This is a genomic window from Pseudomonas sp. P65(2024) (assembly GCF_057480955.1).
Genome location: NZ_JBLIYX010000003.1, coordinates 358,065 through 378,736, shown reverse-complemented (window position 1 = coordinate 378,736; position 20,672 = coordinate 358,065). Strand labels below are relative to the sequence as shown.

Annotated in this window: 23 protein-coding genes and 1 riboswitch; of the genes, 13 read left to right on the top strand and 10 right to left on the bottom strand. The window is 66.1% G+C overall.

What is annotated here, in order from left to right; all coding sequences use genetic code 11:
• Positions 1-60: 60 nt before the first annotated feature.
• Positions 61-253, bottom strand: a riboswitch (cobalamin riboswitch).
• Between the two features lie 136 nt (positions 254-389).
• The 3 genes from AC25MA_RS07160 (at position 390) to AC25MA_RS07150 (ending at position 4,467) form a co-directional block, all read left to right on the top strand.
• Complete coding sequence (locus tag AC25MA_RS07160; protein ID WP_028689433.1) at positions 390-779, top strand: DUF2946 family protein; 390 nt, start codon at positions 390-392, stop codon at positions 777-779.
• Positions 780-853: 74 nt separating this feature from the next.
• Entirely contained in the window at positions 854-3,007 is a 2,154-nt protein-coding gene (locus AC25MA_RS07155) for a TonB-dependent receptor (protein WP_213882825.1), read from the top strand.
• Positions 3,008-3,012: 5 nt separating this feature from the next.
• Positions 3,013-4,467, top strand: coding sequence for a PepSY domain-containing protein (locus tag AC25MA_RS07150; protein ID WP_028689431.1), 1,455 nt, complete (start codon positions 3,013-3,015; stop codon positions 4,465-4,467).
• Positions 4,468-4,511: 44 nt separating this feature from the next.
• Here the strand turns inward: AC25MA_RS07150 and ykgO are convergent, their stop codons facing one another.
• Complete coding sequence (gene ykgO / locus AC25MA_RS07145) at positions 4,512-4,658, bottom strand: type B 50S ribosomal protein L36 (RefSeq protein ID WP_023632134.1); 147 nt, start codon at positions 4,656-4,658, stop codon at positions 4,512-4,514.
• Positions 4,659-4,795: 137 nt separating this feature from the next.
• Here ykgO and AC25MA_RS07140 point away from each other — a divergent pair, with 137 nt between their 5' ends.
• Together AC25MA_RS07140 and mrdA are read left to right on the top strand one after the other, a co-directional pair.
• Positions 4,796-6,886 carry a TonB-dependent siderophore receptor gene (locus AC25MA_RS07140; RefSeq protein WP_028689430.1) on the top strand — a complete coding sequence of 697 codons (2,091 nt, stop codon included), beginning with the start codon at positions 4,796-4,798 and terminating at the stop codon, positions 6,884-6,886.
• 151 nt (positions 6,887-7,037) lie between these two features.
• Complete coding sequence (mrdA, locus tag AC25MA_RS07135; RefSeq protein WP_028689429.1) at positions 7,038-8,930, top strand: penicillin-binding protein 2; 1,893 nt, start codon at positions 7,038-7,040, stop codon at positions 8,928-8,930.
• A 137-nt stretch (positions 8,931-9,067) separates the two neighbouring features.
• Here the strand turns inward: mrdA and AC25MA_RS07130 are convergent, their stop codons facing one another.
• Positions 9,068-9,694 (bottom strand): glutathione S-transferase family protein, encoded by a 627-nt coding sequence (locus AC25MA_RS07130; RefSeq protein WP_028689428.1) that lies wholly within the window; start codon positions 9,692-9,694, stop codon positions 9,068-9,070.
• A gap of 191 nt (positions 9,695-9,885) precedes the next feature.
• On the opposite strand from AC25MA_RS07130, the gene AC25MA_RS07125 reads away from it, so the two are divergent.
• Positions 9,886-10,203 carry a DUF2388 domain-containing protein gene (locus tag AC25MA_RS07125; protein WP_028689427.1) on the top strand — a complete coding sequence of 106 codons (318 nt, stop codon included), beginning with the start codon at positions 9,886-9,888 and terminating at the stop codon, positions 10,201-10,203.
• A 38-nt stretch (positions 10,204-10,241) separates the two neighbouring features.
• Here the strand turns inward: AC25MA_RS07125 and AC25MA_RS07120 are convergent, their stop codons facing one another.
• From AC25MA_RS07120 to AC25MA_RS07105, 4 genes are all read right to left on the bottom strand, one after another.
• Positions 10,242-11,177: a 5'-nucleotidase gene (locus AC25MA_RS07120; RefSeq protein ID WP_028689426.1), complete on the bottom strand. Its 936-nt coding sequence runs from the start codon at positions 11,175-11,177 to the stop codon at positions 10,242-10,244.
• A 41-nt stretch (positions 11,178-11,218) separates the two neighbouring features.
• Positions 11,219-11,917: an MOSC domain-containing protein gene (locus AC25MA_RS07115; RefSeq protein ID WP_028689425.1), complete on the bottom strand. Its 699-nt coding sequence runs from the start codon at positions 11,915-11,917 to the stop codon at positions 11,219-11,221.
• A 99-nt stretch (positions 11,918-12,016) separates the two neighbouring features.
• A complete protein-coding gene (locus AC25MA_RS07110; RefSeq protein WP_028689424.1) occupies positions 12,017-12,286 on the bottom strand; it encodes a hypothetical protein in 270 nt (89 codons plus the stop codon).
• A 66-nt stretch (positions 12,287-12,352) separates the two neighbouring features.
• A complete protein-coding gene (locus AC25MA_RS07105) occupies positions 12,353-13,273 on the bottom strand; it encodes a LysR family transcriptional regulator (protein WP_088852084.1) in 921 nt (306 codons plus the stop codon).
• A 124-nt stretch (positions 13,274-13,397) separates the two neighbouring features.
• Here AC25MA_RS07105 and AC25MA_RS07100 point away from each other — a divergent pair, with 124 nt between their 5' ends.
• Together AC25MA_RS07100 and AC25MA_RS07095 are read left to right on the top strand one after the other, a co-directional pair.
• A complete protein-coding gene (locus tag AC25MA_RS07100) occupies positions 13,398-14,132 on the top strand; it encodes an SDR family NAD(P)-dependent oxidoreductase (RefSeq protein ID WP_069017716.1) in 735 nt (244 codons plus the stop codon).
• 16 nt (positions 14,133-14,148) lie between these two features.
• Complete coding sequence (locus AC25MA_RS07095) at positions 14,149-14,358, top strand: tautomerase family protein (RefSeq protein ID WP_028689421.1); 210 nt, start codon at positions 14,149-14,151, stop codon at positions 14,356-14,358.
• Between the two features lie 49 nt (positions 14,359-14,407).
• Here AC25MA_RS07095 and AC25MA_RS07090 read toward each other — a convergent pair whose 3' ends face one another.
• A complete protein-coding gene (locus AC25MA_RS07090) occupies positions 14,408-15,289 on the bottom strand; it encodes a LysR family transcriptional regulator (protein WP_062364264.1) in 882 nt (293 codons plus the stop codon).
• A 208-nt stretch (positions 15,290-15,497) separates the two neighbouring features.
• On the opposite strand from AC25MA_RS07090, the gene argC reads away from it, so the two are divergent.
• Both argC and AC25MA_RS07080 read left to right on the top strand, forming a co-directional pair.
• The gene (gene argC / locus AC25MA_RS07085; protein ID WP_069017721.1) at positions 15,498-16,427 is read left to right on the top strand and encodes an N-acetyl-gamma-glutamyl-phosphate reductase; all 930 of its coding nucleotides are present in this window, start codon (positions 15,498-15,500) and stop codon (positions 16,425-16,427) included.
• A 72-nt stretch (positions 16,428-16,499) separates the two neighbouring features.
• Complete coding sequence (locus AC25MA_RS07080) at positions 16,500-17,186, top strand: GNAT family N-acetyltransferase (protein WP_028689418.1); 687 nt, start codon at positions 16,500-16,502, stop codon at positions 17,184-17,186.
• 12 nt (positions 17,187-17,198) lie between these two features.
• Here the strand turns inward: AC25MA_RS07080 and AC25MA_RS07075 are convergent, their stop codons facing one another.
• From AC25MA_RS07075 to AC25MA_RS07065, 3 genes are all read right to left on the bottom strand, one after another.
• Positions 17,199-17,678, bottom strand: coding sequence for a VOC family protein (locus AC25MA_RS07075; protein WP_028689417.1), 480 nt, complete (start codon positions 17,676-17,678; stop codon positions 17,199-17,201).
• 72 nt (positions 17,679-17,750) lie between these two features.
• Positions 17,751-18,062: a DUF2388 domain-containing protein gene (locus AC25MA_RS07070; RefSeq protein WP_028689416.1), complete on the bottom strand. Its 312-nt coding sequence runs from the start codon at positions 18,060-18,062 to the stop codon at positions 17,751-17,753.
• Positions 18,059-18,430 (bottom strand): VOC family protein, encoded by a 372-nt coding sequence (locus AC25MA_RS07065; RefSeq protein WP_051555631.1) that lies wholly within the window; start codon positions 18,428-18,430, stop codon positions 18,059-18,061. Before AC25MA_RS07065 ends, AC25MA_RS07070 begins: the two co-directional genes overlap by 4 nt.
• Positions 18,431-18,585: 155 nt before the next feature.
• Between AC25MA_RS07065 and AC25MA_RS07060 the strand changes: the two genes are divergently transcribed.
• The 3 genes from AC25MA_RS07060 to AC25MA_RS07050 all read left to right on the top strand — a co-directional run bounded on the left by AC25MA_RS07060 (position 18,586) and on the right by AC25MA_RS07050 (position 20,646).
• Positions 18,586-19,077, top strand: a complete 492-nt coding sequence (locus AC25MA_RS07060) for a GNAT family N-acetyltransferase (RefSeq protein ID WP_028689415.1) — start codon at positions 18,586-18,588, stop codon at positions 19,075-19,077.
• Positions 19,078-19,160: 83 nt separating this feature from the next.
• Positions 19,161-19,769 (top strand): hypothetical protein, encoded by a 609-nt coding sequence (locus AC25MA_RS07055; RefSeq protein WP_028689414.1) that lies wholly within the window; start codon positions 19,161-19,163, stop codon positions 19,767-19,769.
• A gap of 61 nt (positions 19,770-19,830) precedes the next feature.
• On the top strand, positions 19,831-20,646 hold the full coding sequence (locus tag AC25MA_RS07050) for a protein phosphatase 2C domain-containing protein (protein WP_028689413.1): 816 nt from the start codon (positions 19,831-19,833) through the stop codon (positions 20,644-20,646).
• The last annotated feature ends 26 nt before the right edge of the window (positions 20,647-20,672 follow it).

Below are 20,672 nucleotides of genomic sequence, written 5' to 3'. Positions count from 1 at the left end.
ACGCAGGAGCACGGATCGCGCACACGCCAATACCGGCCCATGCCCGCCCACCGCAGGAGTTTGCCTACCACATTCCAGGCCGGTCTCCGGGCTCGCAAGACTAGACGCCTTCACCTTCCCATGGCGCATTGGCCACAGTGGTCTGTCGAAGGCATCACTTGCATACCGTTGCGGGGGCAGCACCGGACTCGTACCGGTTTCCCGTTTAACCCCATGCGCGGCGGCATGGGACACCTGAAATCGGTCGGCATCTGAACACCTGGGGCCCAGAGGCGTCAAGCCAGGCAGGCGTATCGTTTCGAATGCTTTTTATCGCAGGAACACTCTAGGCAGATGTGTCAAAAGTTGTAGAATCCGCACGCCCAACCCATTCCCTTCGAGCTTTGCCGATGAAGCTGGCCCGCCACACACGATCGCAAGTCGCCTGGGTGCTGTATTTCAGCATCTTGTTCGGCTCGTTGCTGTGCGCCATGGGCCATGGACAGATGGCAGGCTTGCGCCTGGCCGGCCTGGATGACGCCGCCTGGTGCGCGGCCGACAGCAGCGGCGTGTTCAAGGGCGACCAGGACATCACCGACCCGGTGCTGCCTGCCGGCGGCGACTGCGTGATCGCCAGCCTGTTCAGCGCCACCCTGCTGGCGGTGTTCTTCGGCCTGCTGGCCCTGCTCGCCGGGGAGTCGAGCAAACCCTTACCCAGACAACCCGCGCCGCCCCTGCCCAAGCAGCGCTGGCCCCTGGTCAATCCGCGCGCCTCCCCCGCTTCGCTTCTCGCGTTCTGACATCGCCACGCCCAAGTACTACTGCCTGATCGGCAGCGGGCGTGCGCCCACCGATTTCAGCCAGGAAGCCTTGCATGTTCCGCATGACCACTTTGGCGCTGCTCGTAGGCAGCGCAACCTGCGCCTGGGCGCAGGATGACACCCTGACCCTGCCCGCCAGCAACGTCACGGCCACCGCCGACCAACCCAAAGAAGCCACCACGCTCGATCTTGACCGCCCCATCGAAAGCGGCTCGCGGCTGAACCTCAGCGCCCGCGAAAACCCCGCCTCGGTCAGCGTTGCCGACCGCAAGACCATGGAGCGCATCGGCGCGCGCAACTTCCAGGACGCCGCCAACGCCCTGCCCGGGGTCAACGCCTCGGCACCGCCCGGCTGGGGCGGCTACGTGTCTTACCGTGGTTTCAACGGCGCCCAGATCAGCCAGTTGTTCAACGGCATCAACCTGCAGTACGGCGCCACGGCGCGCCCGGTTGGCGCGTGGATCTACGACCGCGTCGAACTGCTCGGCGGCCCCTCGTCGTTCCTCAACGGCAGTGGCGCGGTCGGCGGCAGCCTGAACATGATCACCAAACTGGCCAACCGCGATGAGGACAGCTTCGAAGGCCGCGTCAGCTACGGCCGCTACGACACCCTGGAAACCTCGGTCGGCTTCAACAAGGCGCTCAACAGCGGCGACGGCCCGCGCCACTACGCGCGGCTCGACTACAGCCGTACCAATACCAATGGCTACATCGACCGCCAGGAGAACGGTGCCGGCAACCTGGCCTTCTCGCTGCTCAGCGACATCAACGAGCAGCTCTCGCACACCCTGGCCATCGAGTACCTGGAAGAGAAGGAAGACAGCCCGTACTGGGGCACGCCGGTGTTGCAGCCGGCGGTCGGCACCCTGCACATCGACAAACACAATCGCTTCAACAACTACAACGTCGAGGACGGCCGCTACGAGCAGCGCACCCGCTGGCTGCGCTCGATCACCGACTACCGCATCGACGACAGCAACCAGCTGCGCAACACCTTCTACCACTACAACGGCCAGCGCGATTATCGCAACCTCGAGGTGTACCGCTACAACGCCAGCAACACCAACATCGCCCGCTCCGGCGGTTACCGCCAGCGCCACGACCAGGAGGTCAACGGCAATCGCACCGAATTGACCCATCAAGGCCAACTGTTCGGTCTGGCCAGCGACTGGGCGTTCGGCGTGGACTACAGCCGCAACCAGCAGACCGCCTATCCGCTGTCCAAAGGTGCCTTCGACATCATCGACCCGAATGGCTTCCAGCCCGACCACTTCCTCGACATCCCCGGCATGGACGCGCCGCGCGCCAAAGGCCGCAGCACTACCACCGACACCACGGCGGGCTTTGTCGAGAACCGCACCCGCCTGACCGACCAACTGTCGCTGATATCGGCACTGCGCTACGACCATATCGACTTCGACGTGGTCGACCACGTGAGCCGGGCCAAGCTGGACCGGCGTTGGGACGCCTTCACCGGGCGCCTGGGCCTGGTCTACGACCTGACGTCCAATGTCAGCCTGTACACCCAGTACAGCACCTCGGCCGAGCCGCCGGGCGGCTCGCTCACTGGCGCCTCGCTCAGCCAGGTCGGCGACTTCGACTTGAGCACCGGGCGCCAGGTGGAAGTGGGCAGCAAGTTCGACTTCCTCGACGGGCGCGGTTCGGCCACCGCGGCGGCCTACCGCATCGTGCGCAAGAACATCTCGGTGCCCTCCTCGACCGTGCCCAACACCACCGAGCAGGCGGGCCAGCAGACCTCCACCGGCCTCGAGCTGGCGGCCTCGTTCAAGGTCACGCCCAAGCTGCTGGCGGCGGGCAACTTCAGCTGGGTCAACGCCGAGTACGACGAGTTCAACGAGACCATCGGCGGCGTGGTGTACTCGCGCAAGGGCAAGCACCCGGTGAACATCCCCGACCGGGTCGCCAACCTGTGGCTGACCTACGACCTGGCGCCGGGCTGGCAGGTCGGCGCCGACGCCCGCTATGTGTCGTCGGTGTACGCCAACACCGCCAACACCGCCTGGGTGCCGTCGTACACCGTCTATGGGCTGTCCATGACCCACGACCTGGACAAGCACGTGCAGCTCAGCGCGCGGCTGCGCAACCTCACCGACGAGGTCTATGCGCGTTTCATCCACCAGACCAACACCCAGTACTACCTGGGTGAGCCGCGCAGCCTGGAAGTGGCTGTGCAATGGCGCTACTGATGGGCCTGAAGCGCCAGCTGTACCTGTGGCACCGCTGGCTGGGCATCGTCGCCTGCCTGTTCATGGCGCTGTGGTTCGTCTCCGGGGTGGTCATGCTGTATGTCGGCTACCCCAAGCTGACCCCGGCCGAGCGCCTGGCCCACCTGCCGGCACTGCCGGCGGGATGCTGCGCCGAACTGCCGACGCAGTGGGCGCAACAGCCGTTGAAGGCGCTGCGTCTGACCAGCCTGGGCGGGCAAGCACACTACCTGCTGGAACTGGCCGACGGTCGCCGCGTCACCCTTGATGCCACCAGCGGCGAGCCCCTGGTTCATGCGGATGCCGCCTGGGCCCTGGCCAATGCGCGGCAGTACGCCGGTGACTCGGCACTGGCCTATCAAGGCACGGTGGACGAGGACATGTGGACCCACTCCCGGGCCCTGGACGCTGACCGGCCCTTGCATCGGGTGCGGGTGGACGATGCCGCCGGCACCTGGCTGTACCTGTCCGGGCGCAGCGGTGAAGTGGTGCGCGACGCCACCGCGCAGGAACGCGCCTGGAACTGGGTCGGTGCCTGGCTGCACTGGCTCTATCCCCTGCGCGGCGGGTTCGGCTTCGACAACGGCTGGCGCACGCTGGTGATCGGCCTGTCCGTGCTCGGTACGCTGATGGCGATCCTGGGCATGGCGGTGGGCATCCTGCGCCTGCGGTTGCGCAAGCGCTATCGCAGCGGCTCGCGCAGCCCCTACCCCGGAGGCTGGCTGCGCTGGCACCACATCGGTGGGCTGTTGTTCGGTGGGGTACTGGTGTTGTGGGTGTTCAGCGGCTTGATGTCGATGCGCCCCTGGGGCCTGACCGACAGCCGTTCGCAGATCGCCCTGCAACCCGGCCCGCTGCACGCCGCCGACCTCAAGCTGCCGGTTGCCACCGCGTTGGCGCGGTTGCGCGAGGAGGCAGGTTTCAACACCGTCGAGTTGCAGTGGCAGCGCCTGGCCGACGTCACCTACATGGTGGCGCGTAATGCCAACGGCGACAGCCGTATCCTCGAAGACGGCGCGCCGCCGACCCGGGCGTTTGCCCGGCAACGGCTGCTGGCGGCCGCGCAGGCCATGGCCCCAGGCATGGCGGTGCAAGACGACTGGCAGAGCGCTTACGACTTCCACTACTTCGCCCGCGACCCGCAGAGCATGTACGGTTTCCAATCCCGCCCATTGCCCGTGCTGCGCCTGCGCTTCGATGACCCGGCCGCTACCTGGGTCTACCTGGACCCGGCCAGCGGCATGATGGTGGCCAACCATGACCGGGCGCAACGCACCGGGCGCTGGTTGTTCAACCTGCTGCACAGCTGGGACTGGCAACCGCTGCTGGCGCGGCCGCTGCTGCGTGAAGGGCTGATCATCGTCCTGAGCAGCGGTGGGTTGGTGATTGCCCTCAGTGGCGTGGTGCTGGGTTGGCGGCGTTTGCGCAGGACGCTTCGTTAACGTCACTGGGGCCGCAAAGCGGCCCCCTTCGCTCACCTTACAGGCTACCCCCGCTTCTTCTTCACCCCGCCCTGCCGGGCCTTGAACCGCGGATTGGACTTGCAGATCACATAGATCCGGCCACGACGCTTGACCACCTGGCAGTCACGATGACGACGCTTGGCTTGCTTGAGTGAGGACAGTACTTGCATAGGAACCTCCGGCTACGTAATAACATTACAATAACGCGAATCATTTTCATCTGCCAATCACTCCTCAGATCTCATTTCGCTATGGCGTCAGCGCATCGATAAATGCTACGTTATTACATATTATTTGGAGATCCCTTGTGAACCCTCGCGCACCGCTTCTGGCCGGCCTCACCCTGGGCCTGTTCGGCCAACCCCTCTCGGCAGCCCAACCCCTGCTGCTGGAAGAAACCTCGATCACCGACGCCTACCTCGAAGAACGCGCCGACGGCCCGGTGCAAGGCTACCGCGCCACCCGCTCGGCCACCGCCACCCGCACCGACAGCGATATCCGCGACACCCCGCAGAGCATCCAGGTGGTGCCCGCCCAGGTGATCAAGGACCTCAACACCACCCGCATCGACCGCGCCCTGGACTTTGCCGGCGGCGTGTCGCGGCAGAACAACTTCGGTGGCCTGACCTTCCTCAACTACAGTGTGCGCGGCTTCACCACCGGCGAGCTGTACAAGAACGGCTTCGCCATCAACCGCGGCAGCTACAGTTCCCCGGACACCTCCAGCATCGAGCGCATCGAAGTGCTCAAGGGCCCGGCCGCCAGCCTCTATGGCCGCGGCGACCCTGGCGGGCTGGTCAATATCGTCAGCAAGCGCCCCCAGGCCGAAACCTTCAGCACCCTAAGCCTGAGCGCGGGCAGTTGGGACCGCTACCGCACCGCCCTGGATGCCAACTCGCCGCTGGACAGCCAAGGCAATCTGCTGGGTCGGATCAACCTGGCGGTCGAGGACAACGGCAGCTTCCGTGACCATGTCGGCAGCGAGCGTCGTATCGTCAGCCCGTCCCTGAGCTGGCAGCTGTCGCCCGATACCCGGCTGCTGATCGACACCGAGTTCTCCCGCACCGAGTCGGTGTTTGACCGAGGCATTCCGGCAGTCAATGGCGAGATGGGCTCGGTCAAGCGCTCGACCTTTCTCGGCGAGCCCAACGACGGCAAGATCCGCAACGACAACCAGACCCTCGACGTGGCGCTGGAACATTTTCTCGACGACAGCTGGAAACTGCGCCTGGCCAACCATTACACCCAGGGCACGCTCAAGGGCAACAGCTCCGAGCCCCAGGCCCTGGTCGGCACGACGATCACCCGTTTCTATCGCGAACGTGATTTCGAATGGAACGACAACATCACCCAGGCCGAGCTGCACGGTCAGTTCGAATTAGGGGGCTGGCAACACCAGGCGCTGATCGGGCTGGAATACGAAAACTACCGCAACAGCCAGAAATACCCGCAAAGCGCGACCTCGGCGGGCTATGGCCTGGACATCTACAACCCGGTATACGGCAAGCCGAAGCCGGCCATCGCCCGGCCCAACGACTTCTTCGAGCACACCGAAAGCCATGCCCTCAATCTGCAGGACCAGATCGCCTTCACCGAGCGCCTGCGCGGGCTGGTGGGCGTGCGCCTGGAACGCATCGAACAGATTTCGCAGAACCGCGCCACCGGTGCCAGCGACAGCCAGGAAAAGGACGTCGCCACGCCGCGCGTGGGGCTGCTGTACCAGCTGACCCCACAGGTCGGCGTGTTCGCCAACGCCTCGACGTCGTTCAAGCCCAATACCATTGGCACCCAGGGCCAGGTCTACAAGCCGGAGAAAGGTCTGGGCTATGAGACCGGACTGAAGCTCGACCTGCTCGACAACCGCCTGGGCGCGACCATCGCGCTGTTCCATATCGACAAGGAGAACGTCATCACCACCGACGTGCTCGGCGACAGCGTGGCGGCCGGCAAGGCGCGCAGCCAGGGGCTGGACCTGCAGTTCAGCGGCCAACTGACCGACGCCGTACGGGTGATCGGCGCCTATGCCTACATCGATGCCGAGGTCACCAAGGGCGACGCGGCCCTGCCCAAGGGCAGCGACCTGCTGGGTATTGCCCGCAACAGCGGCAGCGTGATGGGCGTGTACGAGTTCTTGGACGGCGCTCTGCGCGGCTCGGACATCGGCGCGGCGTTCAACTATGTCGGCGAGCGTTCCGGCCAGGCCGGCAGCCACTTCACCCTGGATGCCTACAGCACGGTCGACCTGCTGGCGCACTACAAGGCCAGCGAACAGGTGACCGTGGGCCTGAACCTCAACAACCTGTTCGATCGCAAGTACTACGAACGCTCCTACAACAGCGCGTGGGTACTGCCGGGCGAACCGCGCAATGTCAGTGTGAGCCTGACGCTCAGCCTTTGACCCAGCACATGAAGGAAACTTCATGTTAGCCGTCAGCCCCTTGGCACCGGGGCCGGCGGGCATCGCGGAGCGGCGGGGCAACCGGCCCCGCCTTGAGCCGCCCTGCCCGCCCGCGTAGCATCGCGACCCCATCCGTAGCACCACGACGTCCATGCCCCAGCCCATTCCCCTCAAGGACCACGAAAAGGAAAAGCATCTGGTCAACCGCCGGCTGCTGGCCTGTGCCCTGCTGGTGATGAGCCTGGTGGCAGTGCTGGTGGGCCGGCTCTATGTGCTGCAGGTGCTGCAGCACGACCAGCAGAGCGCGGTATCGGAAAACAACCGCGTGCACGTGCTGCCGATCCCGCCCGAGCGCGGCCTGATCTATGACCGCAACGGCGTGGTGCTGGCCGACAACAAGCCCAGCTTCAACCTGACCATGACCCGCGAACGGGCCGGCGATCCGGCACGGGTGCTCGACAGCCTGGCGCAGATCCTCGGTCTGTCCGAGGACGACCGCCACCAGTTCGACAAGGACCTGCGCCGCGGACGCAAGCCGTTCGAGCCGGTGACCCTGCTGGTGGGCCTGAGCGAAGAGCAGATCGCCCTGATCGCGGTCAACCAGTTCCGCCTGCCGGGGCTGGAGGTCGAGCCGCAGTTCATACGCGAATACCCACTGGCCGAGCACTTCGCCCATTCGGTGGGCTACGTCGGGCGCATCAACGAAAAGGAAGCCAAGACCCTCGACAGTACCGCCTACCGCGGCACCCAGTCGATCGGCAAGACTGGTATCGAACGCTTCTACGAGAACGAACTGCACGGCCAAGTGGGCTACGAGGAAGTCGAGACCAATGCCCAGGGCCGGGTGATGCGCGTACTCAACCACCATGACCCGGTGCCGGGCAAGGACATCGTGCTGAGCCTCGACGCCCACCTGCAGCAGGCCGCCGAAAAGGCCCTGGGCGATCGGCGTGGCGCGGTGGTGGTGCTCGACCCGGCCAACGGCGACGTACTGGCGATGGTCAGCAACCCGGCCTTCGACCCCAACCTGTTCGTCAAGGGCATCAGCTACAGGCAGTACGCCGCCCTGCGCGACTCCATTGACCGGCCGCTGTTCAACCGCGTGCTGCGCGGGCTGTACGCACCCGGCTCGACGGTCAAGCCCGAGGTGGCCATCGCCGGCCTCGACAGCGGCGTGATCAGCCCCGCCAGCCGGGTCTTCGACCCCGGCTACTACGAGCTGCCCAACTACGACCACAAGTACCGCAACTGGAACCGCACGGGCGATGGCTGGGTGGACATGTACACGGCGATCATGCGCTCCAACGACACCTACTTCTACGACCTGGCGCACAAGCTGGGCATCGACCGCCTGCACGACTACATGGCCGAGTTCGGCCTGGGCCAGAAGGTCTCGCTGGACATGTTCGAGGAAGCACCGGGGCTGATGCCGTCACAGGCCTGGAAGCGCGCCACCCGGCGCCAGGCCTGGTTCCCCGGCGAGACGCTGATCCTCGGCATCGGCCAGGGCTACATGCAGGTCACGCCGCTGCAGCTGGCCCAGGCCACCAGCCTGCTGGCGAGCAAGGGGGCGTGGCACCGCCCGCACCTGGCGCTGACCATCGGTGGCCAGGCTCCGGTCGACCCCAACCCGATGCCGGACATCGTGCTGCACGACAAGCACGCCTGGGACCAGGTCAGCCAGGGCATGCAGATGGTCATGCACGACCCGCGCGGCATCGCCCGCGCCGCCGCCGCCGGCGCGCAATACCGCATCGCTGGCAAGAGCGGCACGGCGCAGGTGGTGGCGATCAAGCAGGGTGAACGCTACAACCGCGACAAGACCCTCGAGCGCCACCGCGACAACGCCCTGTTCGTCGGCTTCGCCCCGGCCGAGCACCCGGCGATGGTGGTGGCGGTGATGATCGAGAACGGCGAGGCCGGTGGTCGGGTGGCCGGGCCGGTGGTGCGTGAGGTGATGGATGCGTACCTGCTGGATGAGCAGGGGCATTTGAAGGCGCAGTATGCCGGCGTGCCGCAGGCCAGGAGCATCCCACACTCCTAGACCGACACAGGCGCGGCCCCGGTCTCATGGGGGGGCGCGCTTGTGATAGGAGCCGCCTTCAGCACAACGGCCCCAATACGCTGCAGCGGCTGCGTCGGTGATCGCAGGTTAACCCGCGCTACTGGCCCTGAGTGGGATCAAGCAGCGGTTCCAGGCATCAGGTCGTAAGGATGCTTCCATCCCGGCACTTCTTGAATACGCGCCTTCCATGCTTCGACATGACGGAACTCGCTGAGCGCCAACCCCGTGTCCTCGGGCATGTACACGTACCCTGCGAGGGACAGGTCGGCTATGGTCAGGCGCCCGCCGACCATGAACGGCGTCTTGGCCAGGTGTGCATCGACGATCTGGTAGGCCGCCCTGGCCCGCTCGCGCAGGAAACGGGTGACATCCGACTCGCCCATCTGCTTCAGGCAAAAGATGAACCGCAACGCCGCGTAGTAGCTGGTGAATTTGTGGTTGTCGAAGAGCATCCAACGCCAGATCTCGCGCTTCTCGATGTCGTCGCGCGGGCCGAACTGGCCGGTGCGTTCGGCCAGGTAGTCGAGAATCAAGGCCGACTGGGTGAGTTTCTCCCCGGCATGCTCGAGCACCGGCACCTCCCCCTGCTCGTTGACCGCGTCGCGCCAGTCCTGACCACGGGTCTGGCCGTTGAAGAAATCGACGAACACAGGCGCCCAGTCCTGGCCGGTGAGCTCCAGCATCAGCGCAACCTTGTAGGCGTTGCCGGATTCGGCGAAGCAGTGGAGCGTGTATTCGGTCATGGCATCACATTCCCTTGATTGACGGACGGCAGGACTGCGAGAAGATCATGCGCGAGGGTTGTAGGTCAAATACAACGTGGCTCAGTATTGCAGGCGCAATATCACAAGCGTGCCGGAACTCCCAGCGCGTCACAGCGCTCTTAACATCATGCAGTAACACCCTTGGGCTTCACCTTCGCGGAGGACTCACCATGCGTCATTTACTGCTCATCCCATCGCTGCTGCTCCTGCTCCCCGCCGGTGCCGCCCTGGCCCGTGTCGACGCCGGTGACGTCGCTACCTCGGCCGGGGTGTCCGCCTCGCTGTACTCGACCTTCAAGGACGACAAACGGATCATTCCCGCCCGTGACGAACTGTCGGCCTTTGTCGCCAGCGGCGGCGCCATTCGCGGAGCTTACCTGGAGTCGGCGCTGGCGCAGGTCCGCCAGGCCAATCCCGGATTGCAAGCCAGTGACGAGGAGCTGGCCAGGGCGCTGCTGTCGCAGGATGACGGATTGGCGGATCACTGATCGCAGGAAAACAGGGGCCGCTGCGCGGCCCCTGTGGCTCAGCGCGCCCGGTTGGTCACTCCGAACGGAACATGCACCGAAGGCACCACCGTGCTGGTGCTCTTGAGGTGCCCCGACTGGTCGTCGAAGAAGATGTGCGGCTTGAGCACCTGCAGCACCCGCCGCTTCTCTATGCCCCCGAGAAAGAACGCGTCATTGGCCATCACTCCCCAGCTTTTCAGAGTGTTGAGCGCCCGCTCATGGGATGGCGCATTGCGCGCCGTGACAATCGACACACGTAGGCGGTTCTCATAGCCGGGATGCGCCAGCTTGTGCTGCTCTTCGGCAGCCTGGATACGGGCGATGCGCACGAAGAACTCCTTGAGCGGGCCGGGGTTGTGCGGCTGGGTGACGTTGATCACTTCATGAGCATGAAAACTGTCCAACCCGCCCGACTGCATCACCGCCTCCGATTCGTCTCCAGCCAGCACACCGTCGAAGTCGAAGGCGATGCGCAGGTTGTCATCGCTTTCGTCATCGTCGAACTTCGAGTCCAGCACCTGCCCCGCCGGATAGCCGGCCTTGATCGCGGCGTCGACATGCTGCTTGTCGGCGGACAGGAACAGGGCGATGTTCAGCGCCGGAATGTACTCGTAGGGTGAACGGCCCTGGGTGAAGATCGCCCGGGTCATGTTCAGGCCATAGTGGCCAATGGTCTTCATCACCCGCATGCCGGTGTCCGGATCGTTTTGCGACAGCAGCACCACCTCCACCAGCGGGTCCTCGGGATCGCCGCGCAGGTCATTGAGCGCAAGCAGGCGCTTGATGAAGGGATAGGCGATGCCTTTTCCCAGCGGCACGTCCAAGTGCTGCTCCTGATACTTGCGGTACTGCGCCTCGCCCTCGCGACGGAACACCGCGTCCGATTCGCTGAGGTCGAACACGGCGCTGGAGGCGACACCGATGACCAGGCGATCATCCAGTTCGAAGGCCATGGGGCTTTCCTTGTCTTGATAAATGTTGAACGCGACGCCGGTCAGCCTTCGCTGCGGCCCTGCAGGCGCGAGGTCCAGTCCTCGACCTGGTGTTGCTCCAGGCGCTTTTCCAGTGTCCTGCGCCAGTTCGGCACCAGCGGCAGCGCCAGGCATTCGCGCAACAGCTCGGGCTCCAGCCGCTTGTCGAACAGGACCGCCGAGAGCCGTGCCACCGACCACTGGGCGTGGGGACGCTCGACCAGATGCAGGGCATCGCCCGCCTCGACCACGCCCTCCTCCAGCACCCGGTAGTACCAGCCAGTGCGCCCGCTCTGCTGCACGCGCAACGCCATCTGCGCCACGTCGAAGCGGTCATTGAGCTTCCAGCACGGCATCCGCCCCTGGGAGATTTCCAGCAATGCCGTGCCGACGCGGATCCGGTCGCCCAGGCAGACATCGGCTTCACGCCAACCGAAGCTGCTGAAGTTCTCGCCAAACGCGCCGGGCCGGGTCAGCAAGGGGTGCTCGCCCAGTTCGGCGGCCCAGTCCGAATAGTGCTCAAGGGGATAATGGTGGATGGCCTTCTCGACGCCACCGTGTACGCGCAGATCGCCCTGTTCGTCGCCGGCGATGCCGAGGAAGGTCACCGCCAACGGGCCTTGACGAGGTTGCTTGTCGATGGCGCTGTGCGAACCCGGGCGGGTAAACGGTCGGGCGCAGCCGGTGAGCAGGCTGTCGAGGCGCGGGCTGGGCGAGGTCATGCGGCGGTCTCGTGGAAAGGTCCGCAAGAGCTTACACCAGAGCGCTGGGTAATACCTCAGGGAGCGGGCAAGCCCGGTCCTGCAAAGCTGTACCGGGCGTTACTTGCCCCGCGCCTTGTTGTAGATGGTCTTGGCGCGGTCGGCCGAGGCTTGGCACTTGGCCATGTCACCTTTGTCCCGGGCGTCCTTGGCCTGCTTGAGCAGCTCGTGATAGTCGTGGGCCATGCCGCCGTGCAACGCCTGGCCATCGGTCTTGCTGATGCTCTCCAGATCATTGATCTTGGCATCGCAGTTGGTCGCCGGGCCATCCTCGGCGTGGGCGGCAAAACTCAGTACGCAGGTGATCGCTAACAATGTCATGGATTTCATGGCGTGCTCTCCTGGGAAACCGATGCAGCACAGAGCATAGTTCGCCAGCGCGCGCCCGCCGGGGCTTCAGCCCAACGGTAGTGCAACTTCGCCGACCAGGAAGTCGATGAACACCCGCACCTTCAACGGCATGTGCCAGACCTGCGGATACACCAGCATGAAAGGCCGCGACGTCCCGCCATGCCCGGCCAGCACCTCGACCAGCTCACCACTGTCCAGCGCATCCTGCACGGTGAAACGGTAGGCCTGCATCAGGCCGCCACCGTGGCGCGCCAGGGTCGTGGTGGCGAGGAAATCACCCAGACAGGTGAACGCACCCTGGGTCTGCAACTCGACCAGCTGTCCGTCACGGCGAAAGCTCCAGGTCGGCCGCCTGCCGCTGCTGGGCAACTCGAACTGGATGCACTCGTGCCCAGCCAGGTCCTCCAGGGTCCGTGGCGTACCGGCACGGGCCAGGTAGCCGGGTGTGGCAACCACCACCAGCTCGGCGTCCTCCAGGCGCCGGGCCACCAGGCGCGAATCGGCCGGCGCCCGGCCGCGAATCGCCAGGTCGAAGTGTTCGTCGGCGAAATCGACGTTGCGGTTGCTGACATGCACATCCACCTGCACCCCGGGATAACGCTGGCGAAAACGTGGCAGCAGCGGCAACAGGCGGTGATGGGCATAGGGCGTCGGCGCGCTGATGCGCAAGCGGCCAGCGGGCTCGAGCTGGCCACCGGTGACCTGGCGCTCGGCCTCGACCAGTTGGCCCAGCGCCTGGCGACAATGCTGGTAATAGGCCTGGCCGGCCTCGCTCAGGCGCATCTGCCGGGTGGTGCGCACGAACAGGCGTACGCCCAGACGTTCCTCCAGGCGCGCCACCGAGCGGCTCACCGCCGCTGGCGTGACGCCCGCCAGGGTGGCCGCCTCGGTAAAGCTGCCAGCATCGGCGGCGAGACAGAACAGCTCCAGGCTGCCCAGTTGCAGGTCATCGAAATGGCGGGTCATGGCGGGCTCGATTAATTACATGATGTATTGATTGAAATGCCATACGCCTCATTTTTCAAGCTGTCGTTGCAACTTACAGTGACTCCATACCCGAGCAACACCTCGCACGATCGGAGATCCTCCCATGAGCAACGCAAGAACCGTCATCATCACCGGCGCCTCCAGCGGCCTGGGCTTCGCCCTGGCCCAGACCTACCTCGAGCGTGGCGACAACGTGGTCGGCAATGCCCGCACCCAGGCCCGCCTCGACGAGGCCGCCGCCCGCCTGGGCAACCCGGCCGGCTTCATCGGCGTGGCTGGCGACATCGCCGAGAAAGCCACCGCCGAACGGCTGTTCGCCACCGCCCTGGAGGCCTTCGGCCGGGTCGACATCTTGGTCAACAACGCCGGCATCTTCATTCCCAAGCCGGTGACCGACTACACCGAGGCCGATGTCGACGCGCTGGTCGGCACCAACCTCAAGGGCTTTTTCTACCCCGCCCAGGCCGCAGCCCGGGTCATGAAGGCCCAAGGGCACGGGCATATCGTCGCCATCACCGCCTCGGTGGCCCTGCAGCCGGACACCCGCGTCCCGGCACTTCTACCGGTGCTGGTCAAGGGCGGGCTCAACCAGGCGGTCAAGGGCCTGGCCCTGGAGCTGGCAGCAAGCGGCGTGCAGGTCAACGCGGTGGCCCCTGGCATCATCGACACCCCGCTGCACGGCGGCCACACCGAAGGGCTCGGCGCGCTGTCGCCAAGCGGGCGCACCGGCACGCCCGAGGATGTGGTGGACGCCGTGCTGTACCTGACCGACGCCCGTTTCGTCAGCGGTGTCATCCTGCCCGTCGACGGTGGCAGCACCGCCGGCACCTGGCACTGAACCTGGAGCGACGCACATGCCTTATGTCCATATCCGCGTGACCGATGAAGGGGTCACGGCAGAACACAAGCGTCAGTTGATCGAAGGCACCACCCGCCTGCTGGAGCAGGTACTGAACAAACCGCCAGCAAGCACCTTCGTGGTGATCGAGGAAGTAGCCACTGACAACTGGGGTGTCGGCGGCGAGACGGTGACAGCCTTGCGCGCACGCGAACGCAACCAATGACAGACGCCGTGGGAGTGGGCCAGCATCGCTCCCACAGGCTCAGCCCCGTCTATTGCCGCAACCTTCCCAACGCTTCCAGCACATGCCCCGTCGCCCGTTCCAGCGCCCCCTCGCGACAGGCGATCCCCAACTGACGCCACAACCCCGGCCGCAACGGCCGCCGGGTGATACGCGGCGATGGCGGATGAACCTCGCCTTCCTGCGGCAGCAAGGTGGCGCCGTAGCCGGCGGCCACCAGGCGCTTGATCGCATCGTTGTAGTTCAGCTCGATCCGCGGTTCAGGGTACAGCCCTGCTGCCGCGAACCACTCCGAGGTCACCCGCGACAGTTGCGTGGTGCTGTCGTTGAGGATCAGCGCCCGTCCGGCGAGCCAGGCCGGCGTCACCCGTGCCGGTGGCTGCCAGTCGGCAGGGATGTAGGCCATGATCGGGTCGCGCCGCCACGGGGTGATCCGCAAGCCCTTGCCCGCCACCTGCGGCAGCGCCACCAGGCCGATGTCCAGGGTGCCTTCACGCAACCGCGCCAGGGATGCCTGCGAAGTGAGCACCTGGACCTGCACGTCGATCCCCGGATGATCAACCCGCAGCGTTTCCAGGGCCTGGGGCAACAGGTGGGCGATGGCGCCGGTCGAGGCGCCCAGCCGCACCCGGCCGGTCAGGCCCTCGACCTGGCGGCGCACCTCGTCCAGGGCCTGGTCGGCGTCGACCAGCAGACGCCGGGCGCGGGTCAGCAAGGTCTCGCCGATTGCGGTGGGCCGCACCTGGCCGCGGGTGCGGGTGAGCAAGGGCGCGCCGATGCGCGCCTCCAGCTCGGCCACGTGCAGGCTGATGGTGGGGGGCGCCAGGTTGAGCTGGCGGGCGGCATCGGCGAAAGAGGCACGTTCGGCGATCACCACCAGGGTGCGCAAGCGGTCGAGGCTGATTTCTCGCATGGGATCTCGGTAACTCACGGGTTTAGCTGGACCCTGTGGGAGCAGCCTTTCGCGACGCAAGGCCGCTCCCACAGGGCTGGGCGATCTCCCATGGGACAATGCGCTCAAGTTCAGAATTCCTGAATACGGCGATCATTATATTCAAATTTTATTTCGCCCAGCGAACGACGAGGATACGGCAATCCTTCCCCATCAGCGGACCACCGACATGCACCACCCCCTCGTATTCATCGACGGCGACCAAGGCACCACCGGCCTGCAGATCCACGCCCGCCTGCAAGGCCGCCAGGACCTGCGCCTGCTCACCCTGCCCGAGGCCGAGCGCAAGGACCCGGCACGGCGCAGCGAGGCGATCAACAGCGCCGATATCGCCGTGCTCTGCCTACCCGACGACGCCGCCCGCGAGGCCGTGGCCACCCTGCACAATCCGGCGGTACGTGTGATCGACGCCAGCTCCGCGCACCGCACCGCGCCCGACTGGGTCTACGGCCTGCCGGAACTGAACGAACAACAGGCCGAGCACATCGCCCGGGCCACCCGGGTGAGCAACCCCGGCTGCTACCCCACCGGCGCCATCGCCCTGCTGCATCCGCTGGTCAAGGCCGGCCTGGTGCCGGCCGACTACCCGCTCAGCATCCACGCCATCTCCGGCTACTCCGGGGGTGGCCGGGCCGCCGTCGAGCGCCATGAGCAGCGCAGCGACGCCTACCTGCCGACCCTCCAGCTGTATGGCCTGGAACTGGCGCACAAGCATGTGCCGGAGATCCAGCAGCACGCCGGGCTCAGCGCGCGCCCGGTATTCGTGCCCGGTTACGGCGACTACCGCCAGGGCATTGTGCTGAGCATCCCGCTGCAACTGCGCCTGTTGCCCGGGGTCGACGCCGATCAGTTGCAGGCCTGCCTCGAGCGGCACTATCAGGGCGCCCGCCATGTGCAAGTGATGCCCCTGCACCAGCACGGCCCGGCGGCGGCGCTGGATCCGCAGGCGCTGAACGACAGCAACGACCTGCGCCTGGCCCTGTACGCCAACCCCGAGCACGGCCAGGTGCTGCTCACCGCAGTGTTCGACAACCTGGGCAAGGGCGCCTCGGGCGCCGCCGTGCAGAACCTCGACCTGATGCTGGCTGGGCTGCGCTAGCCTCACCGGGTAGAATGATCACCCGCCTCGTTCCGGGGCGTGTGTTTCAATCCTGCCGGAGCCCGACCCGCGATGTTCATCCTCCGCCGCCTCGACGGCGTGCCGCCCGAATCCTTCCAGAACCAGATTCGCCAGCTGGTGATCGACCATGTCGGCCAGCTCAGCAGCGTCGCCATCAGCCCGGACAATCCGCTCTACCCGCTGTACCAGTACGGCGTCGGCCTGGAGGTGCACCAGTACCTGATGGCGCTCGACGGCACCCGCGGCCTGGCCGTCGAGTTGACCCTGGCCCTGGATGCCGAGGCGCCGGACCAGTTGCTCGGCTTCGCCCTGGTGCTGCCAGCCCAGGACAACCCGCAGGCCTGTGCCCTGGCCTACCTTGCAGTGTCTCCCGACCACCGCCGCCAGGGCATTGCCCGTGGCCTGCTAAATGCAGCCCGTGAACGCTATGCCTGCGTCGAGCTGAGCACCTTCGCCCAGCAGGTGCCGTGGTTCGAGAACATGGGCCTGCAGGTGGTCGCCAGCACCGGACCGCAGGTACTGATGAGCAGCACCGGCCAAGCCAGCGGTGCGTTGATCGGGCGGCTGGATATCGCACCGATCTACCAGACCGTGGAGGTCCGGCAGATCCATGCCTACCTGCTCAAGCAACAGGGCGAGGCTGCGATGATGGACGCCGAGCGCCTGCGCGACGAGCGACTGGACACGCTGACGGAGCAGGCACGGGTGTGCGTCAGGGAACGCAAGACCGTGCATTGAGGCCTCTCGCCTTCAGCCCTTGATGGCCTTCTCGATGGAGGCGATGTCGATCCTGCCCATCTGCAGCATCGCCTCGAACGCCCGCTTCGCCACGGCACGATCGGGGCTGGCGACCGCCTGGGTCAGTACCCGCGGACTGATCTGCCAGGACAGGCCCCACCTGTCCTTGCACCAGCCACACACGCTCTCGCTGCCACCGTTGCCAACGATGGCATCCCAGTAGCGGTCGGTCTCCTCCTGGCTGTCGGTCGCCACCTGGAACGAGAACGCCTCGCTGTGGCTGAACGCCTTGCCGCCATTGAGGCCGATGCAGGGGATGCCCATCACGGTGAACTCCACCGTGATCACATCGCCTGCCTTGCCCGAGGGATAGTCGGCGGGCGCCGTGTGCACGGCGGTCACCCGGCTGTCGGGGAATATGCTGGCATAGAAGTTCGCCGCGTCCTCGGCATCGTGGTCATACCACAGGCAAATGGTGTTCTTGGCGGTCATGTCAGACTCCTGGGAACCAGCTCGTTGACCACGAGTCTAGCCCCCTGTCCTGGCATGCCCGCAAACGCGCGATCAGCGGCAGGCGATTGCCTGGGCCAGGTCACGGTCGTTCAGCGAACTGTTCGGGTGCTGTTGGCGGTATTCGCCCAGTGCCTGCTCCAGTCGCGCGCCGCGCAGGCGCCCGTCGCTGGCGATGAACAGCAACGCATCGTCGCGGGCGGCCTGGTAAGTACGCGCCGGATGGCTGGTGGAGCCGCTCACCGCGGCGGTGGCGAGGCTCGAGCCGACGGTGAAGTGATCGGTCGAGTTGCCCTTGCCGTCCATGGCCACGGCCGGGCCGGCAAGCAGCAACATCGCCAGGAGCGCAGGGCCGCGCAGGATCACGAGGCGACCCGTGCGGCTTGCACGGCGTCGCCATGCCGCTGGCTGAAGGCCAGGTAATAGCCGTTGCAATCACGCACGCCGAATTCCCGCGAACCATACTCCGTGTCGTGCAACGGCCAGGCGATATCCGCCAGTTCGCGGACTTGCGCGTAATAGCCGTCAACGTCCTCGACCACCAGGTAGAAGGTTCCGGCGCACCCCGGCGGCAGGCGCCACAGGTCCTGTTCGGTGAACAGCAGGCTGCAATCGCGCAACTGCACGGTCAGGGTCGACTGCGTGGTGTCGGTGACCGTGAACTGCAGCACATCGCGGTAATGACGGCGGGTGGCGTCAAGGTCGGTGCAGCGCAAAAGCGGGGCAATGGGCATGCGAAGCCTCCTCGTCGGCAAACGGGTTGCCGCGGATCATCGCCGTAATCCTGGGGAGCGACAAGGGGCTGTATGCCGCGTTTGCGGGCCATCTGTATCTAACCGCCGACGCCGCGCGGCCCTAGGATCAAGGCCTTGGATCAACGAGACCCGTCATGAACGACCTGCCAGCTGCGATCGACTTTCCCGGCCTGACCCTGCGCCGCCTGCTGCCGGGCGACCACGCCATGGTCTGCGCCCACCGCGAGGCCATGTTCCTTGAAGCCGGCGGCGACCCGCAGCGGCTCATAAGCATGACCGAGCACTTCGGCCCCTGGCTGCGGCCAAGACTGGCGGACGGTCGCTACTACGGCTTCGTGCTGCTGGACGACGCGCTGCCGGTGGCGGCAATCGGCCTGATGGCGATCGACTGGCCGCCGCATCCGGCCCACCCCTGCCAGGACCAGCGCGGCTATGTGCTCAATGTCTATGTCGAGCCGTCCCATCGCCGCCAGGGCCTGGCTTCGAAACTGATGCGTCTGGCCGAGTCGGAGTTCACCCGGCGCGGCCTGGCCTTCGCGGTGCTGCACGCCACCGAGGCTGGGCAACCGGTATATGCCGGCCTGGGTTGGGCGCCGACCGCGGAAATGGCCAAGACACTCGGCTGAGCGTTCAAGTCAGCCGCGCGAGCGCCGATAGCCCTCATGCATCCATCCGGATGCACGCTTGTGCAGTTACTCAAGGAAGACTTATGCCGCGTCACAACCTCCCTGCGCTGCTGGTGCTGTCAGTGCTCCTTTCGCTCACCGGCTGCAAGGGCCTGCCCCGCTCGACCAGCGAAGACGCCCCGCCGCTGGGCCCGATCCTGCCGGACAGCGAGGCGCGCAATGCCTGGATCGCCCAGGCCCTCGCCCTGGACCCGCTGGCCAGCCAGAACCGCCAGCCACCACCGCGTCAGAGCAACGCGCAAGTCGTCGCCAAGCTGCGCCAGCAGCGCGATCTTCAGTTGCCGGACGCCTACTGGGCGCAATGGCAACACAACCTCGACGCCTTCGATGCCGACGCCGCGCGCCACAAGGAAGCGCAGCGTGCCCACTACATCACCACCTTCACCGATCAGCTCAAGCGCGCCGACGACCTGACCCTGCAACGCCTGGCAAATGCGCCCGACGCCCTGGATGCGGCCACCCGCGAGGCCTGGAAGGTCCGCCTGATCGACCGCTACAGCCGCTACATCATCGACAGCGAAGTGAACCGCGACATCATCGACGCCCACCTGCGGCGCATGGCGCTGATGGATCGGCAATTCGGTGTCTGCGCCCTGGACAGTGACTGCTGGGACCGCGCACCCAAGCCGTGACATTTGACGCCGGGCGCCGCAACGGTCAAGGTCGGTGAATCCCACCGAACCGGAGCCCGACATGCATTTCGACCTGATCCAGTCCCTGAGCCTGGCCGGCAAGCACGATGTGCCCAATGACGATCGTATCGGCAGTGCCGACCGCCACGCCTGGGTCATCGACGGCGCCACCGACCTCGGCGCCCCCGGCCTGCTGGGTGAGCGCGGCGGCGCCGCCTGGCTCTCGGCCACGGCCCAGCGCGCCTTCGCCAATGCCTCGGGGCCACTGCGCGAGGTCTGCGAGACGGTCTTCGACACAATCGCCCAGGCCTACCGGCAGGATCGCCGACGCGAGCCCGTGGCCACCTGGGAACTGCCGCGCGCCGCCTTTGCCGCGGTGGCCATCGAGGGCGAGGAACTGGTCTGCGCGCACTTGGCCGACTGCGTGGTGCTGCATCGCGGCGCGCAAGGTATCCGCTTCCTCACCCCAGAGCCGGACCGCGAGGCCGAGCAAGCCGAGGCCGCCGCCCTCGGTCCTGGTACCGGTGCCCATGGCGTACGTACCCCGGCCGTGCTGGCCGATCGCCGCGCCTCCCGCGAGCGCCCCCGGGCCGTGCTCGGCGTCGATGCCGACCTGTCCCGCGAGGGCACCCTCTATAGCCATGCGCCGGTGGCCGTGGGGGATGATGTCCTGCTGATGAGCGATGGCTTCGCGGCGTTGTTCGACACCTATCGGGCCTATGAGCCGGCAGGTTTCTTCAAGCGCCTGCAAAGCCACGGCCTGGATGACCTGGCACGGACACTGCGCGGTATCGAGCAGGACGATGCCGCGTGCCTGCGCTACCCGCGGTTCAAGATGAGCGACGATGCCTCGGCGATCTGGTTGCGGGTTGGCTGAGCCCCCCCTCAGCTCGCAACGCCAGG